This window comes from Microbulbifer variabilis (genome assembly GCF_020524905.1).
Taxonomy (GTDB): Bacteria; Pseudomonadota; Gammaproteobacteria; order Pseudomonadales; family Cellvibrionaceae; genus Microbulbifer; species Microbulbifer variabilis_A.
The window spans coordinates 57,347-73,059 of record NZ_JAIVKI010000008.1 but is presented as its reverse complement, the minus strand read 5'-3'; the positions used below and the strand labels follow the sequence as shown (position 1 = coordinate 73,059).

Sequence of the window (15,713 nt, the reverse complement as noted above, 5' to 3'; positions counted from 1 at the left end):
ACTCTCCATATTGCCTCCATCGGCAATCCATACTCGCAGCTCAGACTGAGGTTATCGAAATTAGATACCGAGATCTGAACCATGAACCGAGCCCTGGCTTTTAAATTGGGCGCTATTGCCATCTTGATTCTGCTGCTATTGATTCCATTGACCATGATTGACGGCCTGATTAATGAGAGAAAGCGTTATCAGGATGGGGTGATAAACGATATTGCCCGTAGCTCCAGCTTCAACCAGCAAATTACCGGGCCCATTTTGGTGGTGCCTTACGTGAAGAAATACTGGAAGTGGATGACCAATGGAAAAACCGGTGAGAGGCACAAAGAGCAGCGGGAAGAGCGCGGCCATTTGTATTTCCTTCCCGAGCGCTTCGTCTTCAACTCCGATCTGACCACCGAGCGGCGTGCGCGGGGCATCTACGAAGCGCTCCTTTACCACAGTGACAGCAAGGTAAGTGGCCTGTTCAGAGTGCCGGAGAAGATGGGGCTGGGAACCAATTTTGACCAGTACCGTTTTAGCACGCCTTACTTATCGGTAGGTATCAACGATATTCGCGGTATCCGCAATGACCTCAAGTTGCATTTGAACAACCAGACATTGGAGTTTGCCCCAGGCAGTCGCGCGCCGATTCTGGGCGATGGTGTACATGCAGTGCTGCCAATGATGGACTTAGAGGGTGGCCAAACCCTGGAGTTTGCCTTCGATCTCAAATTACAGGGCACCGAGCGCTTCAGCCTGGTGCCGGTGGGCCGTGACAGCCGCGTAGTGATGAAGGCCGATTGGCCGCATCCGAGCTTTTTTGGCGACTTCCTGCCCAGCAGTAGCGATGTGAACGATAAAGGCTTTACTGCGGAATGGCAGACCAGTTTTTTCGCTACCAACTTAGAGGAAATACTACGGCGTTGTCATGGGGATGATCACTGTAACAACCTGATCAATCGCCGCTTTGGCGTGAGTTTCCTCGACCCGGTGGATCAGTACCTGAAAACTGATCGCGCGATTAAATACGCATTGCTGTTTATCACCCTGACCTTCGCCACCTTCTTCCTGTTTGAAATACTCAAGCGCCTGGCGGTGCACCCGGTGCAGTATGCCCTGGTGGGTTTGGCGCTGGCGTTGTTTTACCTGCTGCTGTTGTCGCTGTCAGAGCATATCGCCTTCGTCAAAGCCTATATGATTTCCGCCGCGGCTTGCGTGGGGTTGATCGGTTTTTATACCAGTGCGGTGTTGCGCAGCTGGCAGCGGGGGCTGGGATTCGCTGGACTGTTAGCTGCTTTATATGCACTTTTGTATGGTCTGCTCAGCGCCGAGGACTATGCCCTGTTGATGGGCTCACTATTGGTGTTCGGAGTGCTTGGTTGCACCATGGTGCTGACCCGCAAACTGGACTGGTACAGTGTGGGGCGCAGCCCTTCACCGCGGGGCGGAGAGCCCGGTGGGAATAAACAACCGTAGACTGACTAAATCACTTCGGGGTGGCATACAGCCGCCCCGTTTTAGTTTTGCCCGCAGGTTTTATTGCCCGCCCAATTCCACGATGTAATCCCACTCCTCCTGGCGCACCGGCTGTATCGACAACCGCCCCTGCTTGACCAGTATCATTTCCGCCAGCTGTGGATCTTGCTTGATTTCTGCCAGGGGCACTGGGCGCTTGAATTCGCTGCGCCAGGCCAGGTCTACGCAGTACCAGCGCGGATTATCGGGGCTGGCCTTGGGGTCGAAGTACTTACTCTTGGGGTCGAATTGCGCCGGGTCCGTATAGGCGGCGCGCACTACTTCGGCGGTGCCCACTACCGCCGGCACCTTGCAAGCGCTGTGATAGAACAGCACCCCATCACCCACGGCGACCTGATCGCGCAGAAAGTTGCGCGCCTGGTAGTTTCGAATACCATCCCAGCGGCCGCTGCCACTGGTTTCGGCGGCGAGGTCTTGCAGGCTGTATTCATCGGGTTCGGATTTGAATAACCAGAGTGTCATGCGGCAGTTTGTCCCTGTGCTGCGCCGGTTGGTGTTTCGCCGGCGATCGGCGCCATTTAGTATGAAGCTATACAAAAGTGTCAAATCGGCGTTATTTTTTCACGCCTCTAGCGGGAGATTATGGGAAACAAAGCATTTCAGTGGCTTTCACAACACCTGTCGAGCCACAGGTCCCAATACTGGGCCCTGCAACTCAGCGGTTGGGCCGGCTACACCCTGCTGACTTTTGTCGGCAGCTTTTTCTGGGTGAAGGACCACTGGATTCACTCGGGTTATATTGCTGTGGCCACCGTCGCCGGGATATTCCTCAGTGAAGTCATGCGCTTCGGCTTCCAACGGCTTTGGAACAAACCGCCGGCAACTCGCTTCTTCGGCTCGCTATTGTTGGTACTCTCCGCCGCTGCCGTGTGGGCGGCAATTAAGTTTGGTGGTTCCCTGTGGCTCTATGGTAAGGAAAGCGATGAGCACCCGGCGGTGCTTGCCATGTATTGGTTTTCCTATTCCTTCCTGATCCTCACCACCTGGGCAGCGCTGTATTACGGTATCAAGTACTACCAGTCTTCGCAGACCCAGAGGGCCAAGGCCCTGCGTGCCGAGTCCATGGCACACCAGGCTCAGCTGAAAATGCTGCGCTACCAGCTGAATCCTCACTTCCTCTTCAATACACTAAATGCCATCTCCACTCTGATTCTGGATAACGACGGGCGAACCGCCAACAAGATGGTCACACGTCTGTCTCAGTTCCTGCGCCACTCCCTCGATAACGACCCCATGCAGAAGGTTACTCTGGCCAAAGAGGTAGAAGCGCTGATGCTGTATCTGGATATTGAGAAAGTGCGCTTTGCCGATCGTCTTGGCGTGCGCCTGGATTTGCAAGGGGAGTCGCCCCAGGCGTTGGTACCTAGTTTGCTCCTGCAACCTCTGGTGGAAAATGCGATTAAATACGGCATCTCCCAGTTGGAGAGCGGTGGAGAGATCAATATCAAGGCGCGGGTGTTCGCGGGGGAGTTATTACTCGAAGTGAACGATAATGGTCCGGGTATGCCGGAAGAGGAACTGCGACTGGTAGGCAAGGGTTACGGTGTTGGTATTCGCAATACCTGTGAGCGCCTGCGCGCTCTGTATGGCGATGATCAGAGAGTGCGTTTCCGCAACCGTCCTGAGGGCGGGTTATCGGTGAATATTCGCATTCCCTATGAACAGGAATAACGAGATGAGTGCAGTTGAAAACCTGACAGCAGTAATTGTCGATGACGAACCCCTGGCGCGCCGCGGTTTGCGCCTGCGCCTGGAGCAGATGCCCGGTGTCAATGTGGTCGCCGAATGTGGTAACGGCCGCGAGGCTCTGGAAGTTATCCTACAACAGAACCCGGATGTGGCATTTGTGGATATTCAAATGCCGGGTGTCAACGGCCTGCAGTTGGTGCAAAAAATTCCCCTGGAAAAACTGCCCCAGGTGGTGTTCGTGACCGCCTATGACCAGTACGCGGTGGAGGCCTTTGAGGTCAATGCGGTGGATTATGTTTTGAAGCCAATCGAAGAGGAGCGTTTGCAACTGGCTCTGACTCGTGCGCGGGAAAAAATGGCCACTGCGGATATCGCCATGCAGCGCGAGCAACTGCTGGAGGCGGTGGCGGATCTGACTAAAGAATCCCAGGAAGCGCTGGAGCAAAAACTGGTCAGTGGCCAGTTTGCCGGCAGCGCCTACCCGGACAAAATTGCGGTGAAGGACTCCGGTAAGATCACCCTGGTTCCGGCGCGGGAAATCGACTGGATCGACGCCGCCGGGGACTATATGTGTGTGCACGCCCAGGGTGAAACCCATGTGATGCGAATTACCATGAAGGAATTGGAGCAGCAGTTGGATCCAAAATTGTTCCAGCGTATTCACCGCTCGACCATCGTAAATTTAAGCCGTGTGCGGGAAATTCGCGCGCATATTAATGGCGAATATCACTTGGTATTGGATAGCGGCGAGTGTCTGAAAATGAGCCGTAGTTATAAGAGTAAAGTACAGCATTTTCTCTGAGGCATTTTCGGCTCCTGCGGGGGTAAAAATTGCCTCCGTGGCCTGATCGATAATTCCCGACACTTTGTCGCAAGGCCCTTGTTTGCGTTTTCTATTGCATTAGTCTTCCTTTCACTTCCCGCCGGTCTCCACCGGTGGGCTTATCGTGCGCACAGGAGAGTGCGGCTGTTGGCTCAGGGCTTGATGACAGAAAATACGCAGTTTTTTCACAAAAATATTGCGCTTTTCAATGAGAATAAAACTGGGCACGGGTCGGCGGAGTAGCCACAGATTTATGACTCTGCGCCAGTATTTTCCCGGAGACAGTGAAATAGATAAGGACTCGTCTATGTCATTGCCAGCTTAATCATAAAAAACAAAGTAAGGGCCTATGGAATGGCGCTGACAAAAGCCGCTATTAAAAATCCTGCCGCCGCCGGTGTGGCAGTGGTGTTCGCCGTTTTACTGGGAGCATTTCTCGCCAGTCGCCTACCGGTACAGCTTTTCCCCGATATTGAAAACCCGCGTATTGCCATCCAGGCCGGCTGGCGTGCTGCTGCGCCAAAAGAGGTGGAAGCGGAAATTGTTGAGCCGATCGAATCGGTGTTGCAGGGCCTCACTGGCCTGGAAACCATGGAGGTCAATGCCGGCAGGGGAGGCGCCTGGGTGAATCTCGAATTCACTATGGGCACCGATATGAACAAGGTGCTAATTGATGTAATCAGCCGCATGAGTAGTCTGCCGCCTCTGCCCCGGGATGCGGAGCCGCCGCGGGTGATGCTTGGCGGTTGGGGCGGTGATGCCACTGCACTCACCTATTTCTTTTTGCAGAAGCTACCTGGAAATCCGAACCACCTGGATGATTACGCAGGTCTGATCGAGGATGTGTTGCGGCCTGAACTGGAGTCCGTACCCGGTGTTTCCAGTGTGGAGGCCCAGTCTGGTCGTGCTGCGCAAGAAGAATTACAGGTTATTTTTGATCCTTGGAAGGCGGCCGACCTGGGCATTCAGTTACCGGCGATCAGTCGCCAGCTGGCCTCAGCGCGGGATGTTTCCGGTGGTTTTACCGATGTAGGACGCCGTAGATACACATTGCGTTTCGTTGGTGAATACAAGCCAGAGGATCTGTCTGAGCTGGTGTTGGAGTGGCGCGATGGCCAGCCGGTACGACTCGGTGATATTGCCGAGGTGCGGGTGGGGCCATCTGATTCCCGTGGGGTAACCACGCAGAACGGTAATCCTGCGGTATCCATGCGCATCAACCGCACTAACGATGCCAATATGCTCGCGACTCTGGAACTGGTAAAGCAGAAGGTTGCGGAGCTGAATGAGACCAAACTGAAAAACGAACAGCTGGTGCTGGTGCAGTCTTTCGATGCCTCAGTGTTTGTTTACCGCGCCCTTAATTTACTCGGTGGTAACCTGATACTGGGCATATTACTAGCAGTGGGGGTGCTCTGGTGGTTTATGCGGCGTATGCGCGCGACCTTAATAGTGGCCGCTGCTATTCCCATCTCCTTACTTTCCACTTTCATCGTTTTATCTGCAGCCGGGCGCAGTGTGAATGTGATTTCCCTCGCGGGGCTGGCTTTTGCCACTGGTATGGTGCTCGATGCCGCGATTGTGGTGCTGGAAAATATTGTGCGCCTGCGGGAAAAAGGTCTCGCTCCCGAGGAGGCCTCTGAGCAGGGTGCCGGCCAGGTATGGGGAGCGCTACTGGCGAGCACTGCCACCACCGTGGCTATCTTCCTGCCGGTATTTTTCTTGAATAGTGTGGAGGGGCAGGTATTTGGTGATCTAGCCCTGACCATTGCCGTGGCGGTGGTGTTTTCCCTGTTAGCCGCCGTTGCCATAGTGCCGCTGGCAGCGAAGCTATGGCTGCCTCCAATTTCCAATGAGGACCGACTGGCTCATTGGTGGGAGAAAATAACCACACGGGTCATGGCGCTGACGAGCACCCGTGCACGTCGTTGGCAGGTGATCGGAGGCTTCTTGCTGGTGCCTATCGCCGCAACCTATTTTCTTTTACCCAACCTCGATTATTTACCTCCGGTAAAACGCGATGCGGTGGATGTGTGGATGAATTTCCCCTCGTCGACTAATACCAAAACCATTGAAAAGGATATCGTCAACGAGCTTGACCGGCGTATGGCACCCTACATGAGTGGTGAGCGCGATCCGGCCTTGAAGAACTACTACATCATTACCTGGCCCAACGGCGGCACTATGGGCGTGCGGGTTAAAGATATGGATCAGGCCAAGGAGATGGAAAGACTGTTGCGAGAGGAAATCCTGGTGGATATTCCAGATTTCCAGGGTTTCGCCGCGCGTGGAAATTTATTTGGTCAATTCGGTGGTGACCGCCGCATCGCTCTGCACCTGCAGTCCCGCGACGCTGATGGTCTAATGCGCGCCGCCACCCGCGGTGTAGAAGTAATGGAAGAGGTGATGCCGGGCACACCAGTACAGACCAACCCAGGCCTGTCACTTTCGGAGCCCGAACTGACGGTGCGTCCCAATGACCGCGCCATGCTGGAGCAGGGCTGGAACCGCCAGGATATGGGTGGGCTGATTCGTACCCTCGGCAACGGTCTCTATGTAGGTGAATATTTCGATGGGGAAAAGCGCCTGGATGTGATTTTTAGGGCGCAGCCCTGGAGCACACCGGAGCAGTTGCAGAATACGCCACTGGTCACTCCACGGGGTGAGGTGGTACCGCTGAGCCAACTGGCGAGTGTGGAGCGCACCGTGGGGCCAGGTAACCTGCGCCGGGTGGATGGTCGCCGTACCATTACCCTCAATATTGTGCCCCCGGACGATGTTTCTCTGGAGGAGGTACTTGCCCAGCTGGAGGAGGACGTGCTGCCGAAAATTCGCGAGGCTCTGCCTGAGGATGGCAGTATCCTGGTGGGGGGGAATGCCAGCGATCTGGATAAGGCCCTGGTCTCTCTTTCACAAAACTTCCTGTTGGCGCTGTTGATTCTGTTCCTGCTCATGAGCGCCTTGTTCCGCTCACTGCGAGACTCCGGTTTGGTACTGCTAACAGTCCCGCTGGCCACAGTCGGCGGGGTTTTGGCACTGCAGTTACTTAACCTGATCAGCTTCCAGCCCCTCGACCTGCTCACCATGATCGGCTTCGTTATCCTGCTGGGACTGGTAGTGAATAACGCCATTTTGCTGGTACACCAGACCCGCGCAGCGGAAGACGCTGGCGCCAGCCGGGTAGAGGCGGTGGAGCAGGCACTGCGCCTGCGCCTGCGGCCAATCTTTATGAGTACCTTGACCAGCGTATTCGGCATGTTGCCCCTGCTGGTGGCGCCGGGCGAGGGCAGTGTAATTTACCGCGGTCTGGCCGCCGTAATCGTCGGCGGTATGGCGGTTAGTACCCTGTTTACTTTGATTCTGTTGCCGGCGTTGCTGCAGACCGGTCGCTTGCCACTGCCGCAATTTAGCCGCCTGCGCCATAAACTGGCCCTGAGGAGTTCCCAATGAAGAAGTTACTAGCCAGTGTTGCGCTGTCTCTCGCCTATGCGGGACCGGTGCTGGCCCAGAACGGCACGGTGGCGGTCACCGTGGACCGGGCCGAGACCCGCCAGATGGCGCCGAGCCAGTGGTCCGCTGGTCAAGTGGTGAGCCGCCGCGATATTCGTATTTCCTCGGAACTGGATGGTGTGCTGGAGTTTGTCGCCGAGCCCGGCAGCTTCATAAAGAAAGGGGAACGTCTGGCACAGCTGGATGGGACTCACTGGCGCCTACAGTTGCGCAACAGTGAGAGCCGTATTGCACAGCTGCAGGCACGTCTCACCTATTTAGATGCGCAGCTGCAGCGTTTAAGCAAGTTGGCGGAGAGCAATAGCACCTCTCGTGCGGCGCTGGAAGAGCAGCAAGCCGAACGCGAGGCCATGGCCCAGGATCTCTTGGCCGCACAGATTGAGCGGGACAGGCGTGCCTACGAGCTTGGCAAAACCACCATTGATGCCCCCTTTGATACCCTGGTGGTGAGCCGCGAATTACAGGCGGGGGAGTATGTGCGCACCGGCTCCGAGTTGCTGCGCGCCCTGGATATGTCTCAACTGGAAGTGGAAGCGGATATCCCCCTAGTCGCACTGTCTCTGATCGCCACTGGGGACAACATTGCAGTGCGCAGTGACGCGGTATCTTTATCCGAGGGCGAGCGTGTCAGTGCTCGAATCATCAGTGGTCAGGTGCGCCAGTTTGTCCCCGTAGCCAGTGACAATTCGCGCAGGGTCAAACTGATGGTTCAACTGCCCCGCAATAACACGCAGCAGAGGGAATGGATCGTAGGGATGCCGGTACAAGTGGCTGTGCCTCTATCTGAAGTTCGCGCCACCATGGCAGTACCACGGGATGCCCTGGTGCTGCGCAATGGTGAAACCTTCGTTTACCGTGTGGATAAAGAAGACAAAGCTGAGCGACTAACCGTTCGCGTTGGCAGTGGCGATGGAGAGTGGATAGCTGTCTACGGTGACCTCAATAGTGGCGACCGGGTTGTTGTGCGCGGCGCCGAGCGCCTGCAGCCGGGACAGGAGGTAAAGATACTCTCGGAAGTTGTGCGCGATGAGGACGGCGCCAGCGTTCTAGGCGGAAGTTGACTAATTTGCCGGTCACAGTCCCCCTAAATTAAATTGGGGAACAAAGTTCCACGACAATACACTTCTGCGACATTTACTTGCTCGCCGAGGTGTCTCATGCGTTTCCTGTTTGCGCTGCTGTTACTGACAATGACCTCAGCACCTCTAGCGGAGACGCAAGTGGTGCGCCTTCTAGATGGGGCGCGCCTTATCGAAGCCAATAACGAGATCTATTTCTACGTAGACGGATACTTCTATCGACAGGGGCCAGATGGTTATACCCGCGTGGAGCCGCCACTGGGAGCCAGAGTGCCGGAAGTCCCTATAGGGACTTCATTTTACCTTGAAGGCAAGGACTACCGGCGAGCTGGCAATGGCACTTTTTTCGAGTTCGATCCAAAGGACAATCAATTTGTGGTGGTAACGCCACCCGCTAACTGGCGTGGCTACAACCACAACACCCTGGCATCCGAAGAGAGAAATTACCCGCGCGCCTATCCTCAACAGCGCACCTATACGTCTCAATACGAGTCTTCTCGCGCCTATCCGCCTAAATACGAATCCTCTCGCAATGTCAGTCAACTTCGTCATTCACGCAGTGTACGCCGCTCAGGTCACGATACCGGTCGGCGAGAAGTATTCTGTCAAGCCAGGGCTGCGAATCTGGTAAGAAGTATGCACCCGGGGAGGGCGTCGGTGACCAGTACGCGAGCCTACCGCAGACAGTACCTTAATTGTATGCGTGGCTATGGGCGCAGACGTTACTGAGTTTTCTTTGTTCTGGCGGGTCGGGAGCTTGGCCGCTCTCGGCTACACTCAAGGCATATGCCCTTAGGGGCAAACTCTTCCCCCTTGCAGATACTGCTTCACGGACAGATGTGTACTCTATGCTGGGCGCTGGTGGTTACTCCTATTATTTTGAAAAGCATAAGACTTGCTCCGAACACCGATTACCCCACTTTATTTCGCTCGCCCTCTGCCTGATTTTTCTCGTCCTTTTTTCCCTGGCGGCTAGCGCCCAGCTGCCCGGCACCAAACCCAAGGAATTTAAACCGGTAGTCCCCGATTTTGCCGATCCCTCTGCAGACTGGTGGACTGGTTGGACTAGTGCATCACCGGAACAGCGGCGGGAGTGGCTACAGGCCTTAAAGGCGGGCTGGGACGAGTGGCAGCAGAATTTGCCGAAAGATGATGAGGCACTGCAAAAAGGCGCGAAGAAAATCACCCAAAGCTTGGAAGGAGTGGAAGTCACTTGGAACAAGCGCCAGGAGTATTTAAAAGTTGAGTTGATGCCGGATGTGAAGTTTCCGGAAAAGCCTACTGTGCTCGACTGGGCCCGCGCCGATGCGGCCATCAGCCGAGGTCAGCGCCGCTTGAGCGGGGTACAGTTGGAAGCGCGCCAGTTACGTGAAAGTCGTGCACAGTCTCTGGCGCAGCTGCGCAAGCAGGTTATTGTTCTGCGTGACGCCAAAGGTGATGAAGAAGATGAGGCGGCGCAAGCGCTGATGCTGGCGCAAGTTAATCACCTGAATATTATTGAGCAGCTGGAAACGGTGAATGAGTTCCTAGGAACCTGGCAGGAGAAAATTGATCTGGCAGAGACCAAGTTGCGAAGCATGCTCAATGACCTGCAGTTCAGTGAGAAAGACGCTGAAAAGCTGGAGAAATCCATCACCGATAGCGAAAAGAAAATTGAGCGCATTGCCACTACCCGCACCAGTATTCAGAGTACCACTGACCCCTCCACCGATCCCAACGTCAATATGAAAAAGGACCTCACTCTGATGCAGTTGGAGGTGGATCTGTTGGAGGAGCATCTGGGCAAGCGTAAGAGTGAACTGCTGCAGTCCATCAACCGCGTATTGAATCCCAAGAATGAAGAGGAGACGCTGGTTGTCAGCCGTGAGCTACTGGAGAATGCCACTGCGGTGATTGAGAGCACCTCGCGGGAGCTGGCGATTCGCCAGCGGCAGGTAGTGGCTTGGCGGGATGAGGAAGAAAAAGCCGATCTGAGTCGTTGGTGGGCTTACTTTGAGCGAATTGGCAGCGGTTTGGCGCGAGCCAACGACCTGGAGCAGGATATCCAGCGCTACGAAAAGGCCCAGCTGGAAGTCTATCGTGAGCGCCAGGGTTGGTGGGCCACGGTGCGCGAGCGCTTGGCTCTGACAGGCCGCCAAGTCTACAAGCGCTGGCGTACTTTGGCGGACTACCAGCTGTTTACTATCGCGCAAAACCCGATCACGTTGCGTCTGATCGCCAAGATGGTGTTTGTACTGGTATGTGCATGGTTGCTGTCGATGCTGACCCGCGCCTTCCTACATCGGCTCGTGCGAAGGGAGCACGCCAGCGAATCCTCTATGTACAACTTGAGCCGGGTATTGCATTACATCTATATCGGCGTCGCCCTGATTATAGTGTTGAGCATGCTCGGCCTGGATACCTCCAAGCTGGCACTGGTGGCCGGCGCTTTATCGGTGGGGCTCGGTTTTGGTTTGCAGGCAATCTTTTCCAATTTTATCTCAGGTGTGATCTTGCTGTTTGAGCGGCCACTCAAGGTGGGCGACCTGGTGGAGTTGGAGTCCGGTGTCTTTGGCCGTATCCGCGATATCAATGTACGCTCCACACGCATCACCACCCGTGACAACGTGGATATCCTGGTGCCGAATACGGAGTTTGTAGCGGGGCGGGTGATCAACCACACCCTGGATGACCCGGTGCGCCGTATCCATGTGTCCTTTGGGGTTTCCTATTCCTCCGACCCGGATCTGGTGCGCGAGGCTGCACTGGAAGCCGCCTCCCGGGTCAATATCACCCATACCGACTGGAAGCGCAAAACTGAGGTGTGGCTGATGGGGTTTGGCGATAGCGCTTTGAACTTCAAACTGGTGGTATGGGTGAACAGCAATATGGTCACCTCCCTGGGGGACTCCTATGCACTCTACAATCTGGAGTTGTTGCGGGAGTTCCGTGAAAAGGGTATCGAGGTGCCTTTCCCGCAACGAGACCTGCACCTGCGCAGTTGGGATGCGCCGGTGCTGATCGCCCGCGCCGAGAAAAACGAGAAAAACGAGAAGAAGTAGTGCCGCTGGGGCTGCCCTGGGCTTGAGTTGCCACAAACAGGCGTAGTATTTTCCAAAAGGCCGGCGAGAAAGTCGGCTCCATCCCTGTCATTTTTTATTGCTGCGTTTTGCTATCGGGCGCTCGTGCAATATCAATAAGGAAACGCCGGTGCTGATAATCCCGATCCAAAATAAACCAGACTGGCGCCGCCCTCCACTGATGTGCTTTGCGCTGATCCTCGCCAACCTGTTGATGTTTGTATTTTACCAGGGGGGGGATGAGGCCCGCTGGCAGCAGGCGGAAGAGTATTACTTTGGCAGTGACCTGCCGGACCTGGAAGAGCAGCGCTTTCTGGTTTACGTCAACGAGGAGCACCCGGAGTGGCGCCTGCAGATGGATGTGGAGGGAGAGGAGTTTGTCTACCGGGAACTGTTGTGGAATACGGAGTTTCACCAGTGGTTACTGCCCAAGCTGAAGCAGGAAGGGCAGAGCCAGTGGCTGCAACAGCGTATGCATTTTGCCGGGCTGCGCAATCAAGTCAGCAGCATGGCCTTGGGCCTGATCCCGGCGGAGCCGAATGTGGCTGGCATGCTCGGCCATATGTTCCTACATGGCAGCTGGGATCATTTGATTGGCAATATGGTGTTTTTGTTGTTGTTTGGCTTGTCTGTAGAGCTGGCTCTGGGCGGGCTCTGGTTTATCGCCCTTTATTTACTCGGTGGCCTGGCCGCGGCTGGTCTGCATATGCTGGTGGAGTCTGGCAGTTATGTGCCTATGGTCGGCGCCTCCGGCGCCGTGTCAGCGATAATGGGCATGTTCGTTGCTATCTACGGCGTGCGGCGGTTGCGATTCTTCTACACCGTTGGATTTATGTTTGGCGAGTTCAGCGCACCAGCTTTAATGGTGCTGCCCCTATGGCTGGGTAAGGAAATCTTCGGTTACTTTTACGGGGAGGTGGGTATCGCCTATTGGGCCCACACCGGTGGTTTATTGGCTGGATTTGCCCTGGCCCTGCTGCTGATTTACTGGCGCCCACCGCTAAAGGAGATGCCGCAGGAGGAAGGGGAGTTGCCCTCGCCACAACAGAGCGCGCTGGCGCGTATTAACCGATTCCAGGAAGAGGGCAAGTTGATTGAGGCCTCTGAGGCGGCAGCCGCGGCAGTACGTTTGTATCCCGATCATCTGGCTCTGATTCAGCGCTATATCGAATTGACCGCAATCAATCCGGACAGCGAGGCGTATCACCGCGCCAATTTGGCGCTATTCGCCCAGGCAGCCAACCCGACCATCGATGCCCGTATTCTTGAGGCTGGTTACCGCAACTATCGACAATCTACGCAGAAACCTCGTGCCCTAACTGCCAAAGCCTGCCTGCTTATGGCGCGTCGTGCCGCTGAAGTGAAAAACTGGTCCTGGTTGGAAGAGCTTTTAAACAGGCTTATCGCGCAACGAGTGCAGCATCCACTGATACCCAAGTTGGGCATGGCTTTGGTGAATTATTACCGGCGCCTGGGTGAGGAAGGGCGTGCGCGGGAGATGAAGGCGCTAACCCAGAGGATGGAAATAACTGGTCAGCCCTAGAAGGCAGCAGTCTATTTATTGGGATACATTGGCAATTGGACAATCGTCAGTGAGTATCAATAAGATCAAATTGGCAGGGGAGCCAAATGAATAAATCTATTATTAAAAACAAAGAAATCCTGGAAATGGAAGGGGAGCGCAAGGTGCACTTCCTAAACCCGAATGCTGTGCGTCGTAATAAATCCCTGGGTGATATCACCGGGATAAACGGTTTTGGTTTTCATATCATCGAAATAGAGCCTGGGTATGAGTCCACTGAATATCACTGTCATAAATTCGAAGATGAGTGTGTCTATATCCTGCAAGGACAGGCATCAGTGCAAATTGGTGACGAAACCCATACGGTGAGCAAAGGGGACTTTATTGGTTACCCCGCGAATGGCCTTCCCCATGTAATGAAAAATACTGGCGAGGGTACTCTACGCTGTATCGTGGTAGGCCTACGCCTGGATCACGATGTGGCCGATTACCCGAATAAAAATAAGAGAATTTACCGTAACAAAGGCTTGCCCTGGGAGCTGGTGGATCATGAAAATATTGAGCATCCCCGCTAATTGCCAACGCTGAGCTTCCTTATGGCCGCGAAAATTCGTGTTTTCTACAATTCTGCCTGTCCGGTATGCGATGCGGGTATTCGTGCACAGAGGAAAAAAAACACCACATGTGGTGTGGATTGGGAAGATGTCCACCTTGATAACGCCAAAGCACAACAGCTCGATGTCGACCTGGAGTTTGTGCGGGAACGCCTGTATGTGATTGATACACAGGGGCATCTGCGGGTGGGCTATGAAGCATTTATTGCCATCTGGGAGAATTCTCCCAGTGAGCAGTGGAAAGCAAGGCTGTCAAAAATACATGGTCTGCGTTGGTGCCTTAACAAAATCTACAATGACTTTGCCCGCTGTTTGTATATATGGAACAGGGCTTTGAAGCATTGGTGAGAGTGATTCTGCTGTTTCCGCAAGCAAAAAAGCTGATAACCGAAGCGCGCTGCTTTTTAATCGAAACGCGCTGTTGGCTCATACTTCCTATTTGCGGACTCTTATGAATAAATCAGTGTGTACTTTCTGAACTGTTTAATACTTTCCACAAAGCGTCGATCTGATTGGCCAGAGGGGTGTTCGGGAATTTCTTCCTGATAAACTGTAGCAATTTCCTGGCTAGATCTTCCCGGCTCAATCCGTCCATATACACCTGCGCGAGCAGCAAGTAGGCGGCATCCAATTGTGGATAATTTTCTTTGTGCAGATTGTTCAGCAATTGCGCCGCCTGCTGGTATTTGTGCTGTTGATAGAGCACCTTGGCCAGGGCGTGGCGAAGGTCGGGTTTAGTAATCGGCGGCGCCGGTTCGGTAGCCAGGTAGAGTTCTGCAGCTTTGTGTGGCCGGTTGATTTGTACAAACTTATCCAGCAGGTGCGGACCCAGTTCCCGCAGGGCTTTTTGGTCCTGGGTTGCCAGAAGCAAGCGGTAGTAGCGTTCGTTGAGTGCTTCGTCATTGGGATGGCGGCGCAGTCCATCTACCAGGGCCTGGCGCGCGGCAGGCAAATTCGACTCGCGCATTAATATTTGTGCATCTGCCAGAGCGCGCGCCCGGTTGAATTCCTCCTCGTCCATAAATGCGCTTTCGTCTTCCAGTTCGGCCTGGATGCCCAGCTTCTGCTGCCGTGACAGACAGATATAACCCATCATCGCGCTGGTCACGATATAAAAGTAGGTGGTAGTAGCCGCGATCACCGGAGCCAGGGACCAGGGTGGCAGCTTCTCGATGGCAATAGCCATCAGTAAATTGGGCGCAGCGGAAACCGCAGTGGTAGTAATCCACAGCAGCCAGTAGGGCCAGCCGATAATCAAAGTAAATTGCAGCAGCTTGAGCGGATTGATCGCTGCACGCAGGCTGTGCTCAAGGGCCAATATAATCATTGCTGCTGGCGCAAACAGGAAGAGGGCGAAAGCATAAATCTGCACGGCGCCCATGCCCAAGGCTAATAGCTTGTAGCCGACAAAACCGGCAATCAGGGTCATAGCGATGACCTTTAGAAACAGCGGTGCGCTATTGCCGTCCAGGGCATCACCGATTCCCGGAGCCTCCAGTTGCCCACTGGCGAGCCGCTCGATAACCAGTAGGTTGTAGCGACTCACCAAGGCTACGATTCCCACTATGATTACGATGGCTAAAAGTCCCAGGCTCGAGATTAATAAACTGGCCGCAGCCGCCAGGGCTATGATCGCCAGGGGCCCCGGTTTTAGGGCATAGAGGAAGTAAAAAATTCCCATCTGCCAAAAAGGCTTGGCGCTGTTACTGGCGCCGATATACTCCACTGGTTCGCGGCACAGTGGGCATTCAGGACCGAGGCCCTGATAATTGGCACTGGAGCCCGGAATGCATTCGCTACAGTATTTGCGCTGACAGGGTTGGCACTGCCAGGATGCATCGGCACTGGAATGGTAGTGGCAGGATTTAGCCATGAATTTTCCCTAAGATCTTCTCTTCCTGA

The 15,713-nt window shown here is 54.7% G+C and carries 12 protein-coding genes; 10 read left to right on the top strand and 2 right to left on the bottom strand.

Translation table 11 applies throughout. The annotated features are described in order from the left end of the window. Window positions 1-81: 81 nt before the first annotated feature. Window positions 82-1,455: a cell envelope integrity protein CreD gene (gene creD / locus LC073_RS11030; protein WP_226646966.1), complete on the top strand. Its 1,374-nt coding sequence runs from the start codon at window positions 82-84 to the stop codon at window positions 1,453-1,455. A gap of 60 nt (window positions 1,456-1,515) precedes the next feature. Here creD and LC073_RS11025 read toward each other — a convergent pair whose 3' ends face one another. Next, the gene (locus LC073_RS11025) at window positions 1,516-1,977 is read right to left on the bottom strand and encodes an EVE domain-containing protein (RefSeq protein WP_226646964.1); all 462 of its coding nucleotides are present in this window, start codon (window positions 1,975-1,977) and stop codon (window positions 1,516-1,518) included. A gap of 120 nt (window positions 1,978-2,097) precedes the next feature. On the opposite strand from LC073_RS11025, the gene LC073_RS11020 reads away from it, so the two are divergent. The 9 genes from LC073_RS11020 (at window position 2,098) to LC073_RS10980 (ending at window position 14,159) form a co-directional block, all read left to right on the top strand. Further along, window positions 2,098-3,186: a sensor histidine kinase gene (locus LC073_RS11020; protein WP_226646962.1), complete on the top strand. Its 1,089-nt coding sequence runs from the start codon at window positions 2,098-2,100 to the stop codon at window positions 3,184-3,186. A 4-nt stretch (window positions 3,187-3,190) separates the two neighbouring features. After that, window positions 3,191-4,006 (top strand): LytR/AlgR family response regulator transcription factor, encoded by an 816-nt coding sequence (locus LC073_RS11015; protein WP_226646960.1) that lies wholly within the window; start codon window positions 3,191-3,193, stop codon window positions 4,004-4,006. A 375-nt stretch (window positions 4,007-4,381) separates the two neighbouring features. Beyond that, on the top strand, window positions 4,382-7,477 hold the full coding sequence (locus tag LC073_RS11010) for an efflux RND transporter permease subunit (RefSeq protein WP_226646958.1): 3,096 nt from the start codon (window positions 4,382-4,384) through the stop codon (window positions 7,475-7,477). Next, window positions 7,474-8,598: an efflux RND transporter periplasmic adaptor subunit gene (locus LC073_RS11005; RefSeq protein WP_226646956.1), complete on the top strand. Its 1,125-nt coding sequence runs from the start codon at window positions 7,474-7,476 to the stop codon at window positions 8,596-8,598. Before LC073_RS11010 ends, LC073_RS11005 begins: the two co-directional genes overlap by 4 nt. Before the next feature lie 96 nt (window positions 8,599-8,694). After that, complete coding sequence (locus LC073_RS11000) at window positions 8,695-9,345, top strand: DUF6515 family protein (protein ID WP_226646954.1); 651 nt, start codon at window positions 8,695-8,697, stop codon at window positions 9,343-9,345. 119 nt (window positions 9,346-9,464) lie between these two features. Continuing rightward, window positions 9,465-11,657, top strand: coding sequence for a mechanosensitive ion channel domain-containing protein (locus LC073_RS10995; protein WP_226647149.1), 2,193 nt, complete (start codon window positions 9,465-9,467; stop codon window positions 11,655-11,657). A 148-nt stretch (window positions 11,658-11,805) separates the two neighbouring features. Next, window positions 11,806-13,218, top strand: a complete 1,413-nt coding sequence (locus LC073_RS10990; RefSeq protein WP_226646952.1) for a rhomboid family intramembrane serine protease — start codon at window positions 11,806-11,808, stop codon at window positions 13,216-13,218. Between the two features lie 86 nt (window positions 13,219-13,304). Next, window positions 13,305-13,772, top strand: a complete 468-nt coding sequence (locus tag LC073_RS10985; RefSeq protein WP_226646950.1) for a cupin domain-containing protein — start codon at window positions 13,305-13,307, stop codon at window positions 13,770-13,772. 21 nt (window positions 13,773-13,793) lie between these two features. Next, complete coding sequence (locus LC073_RS10980; RefSeq protein WP_226646948.1) at window positions 13,794-14,159, top strand: thiol-disulfide oxidoreductase DCC family protein; 366 nt, start codon at window positions 13,794-13,796, stop codon at window positions 14,157-14,159. A gap of 112 nt (window positions 14,160-14,271) precedes the next feature. Here LC073_RS10980 and LC073_RS10975 read toward each other — a convergent pair whose 3' ends face one another. Then, the gene (locus LC073_RS10975; RefSeq protein WP_226646946.1) at window positions 14,272-15,684 is read right to left on the bottom strand and encodes a hypothetical protein; all 1,413 of its coding nucleotides are present in this window, start codon (window positions 15,682-15,684) and stop codon (window positions 14,272-14,274) included. Window positions 15,685-15,713: the final 29 nt, after the last annotated feature.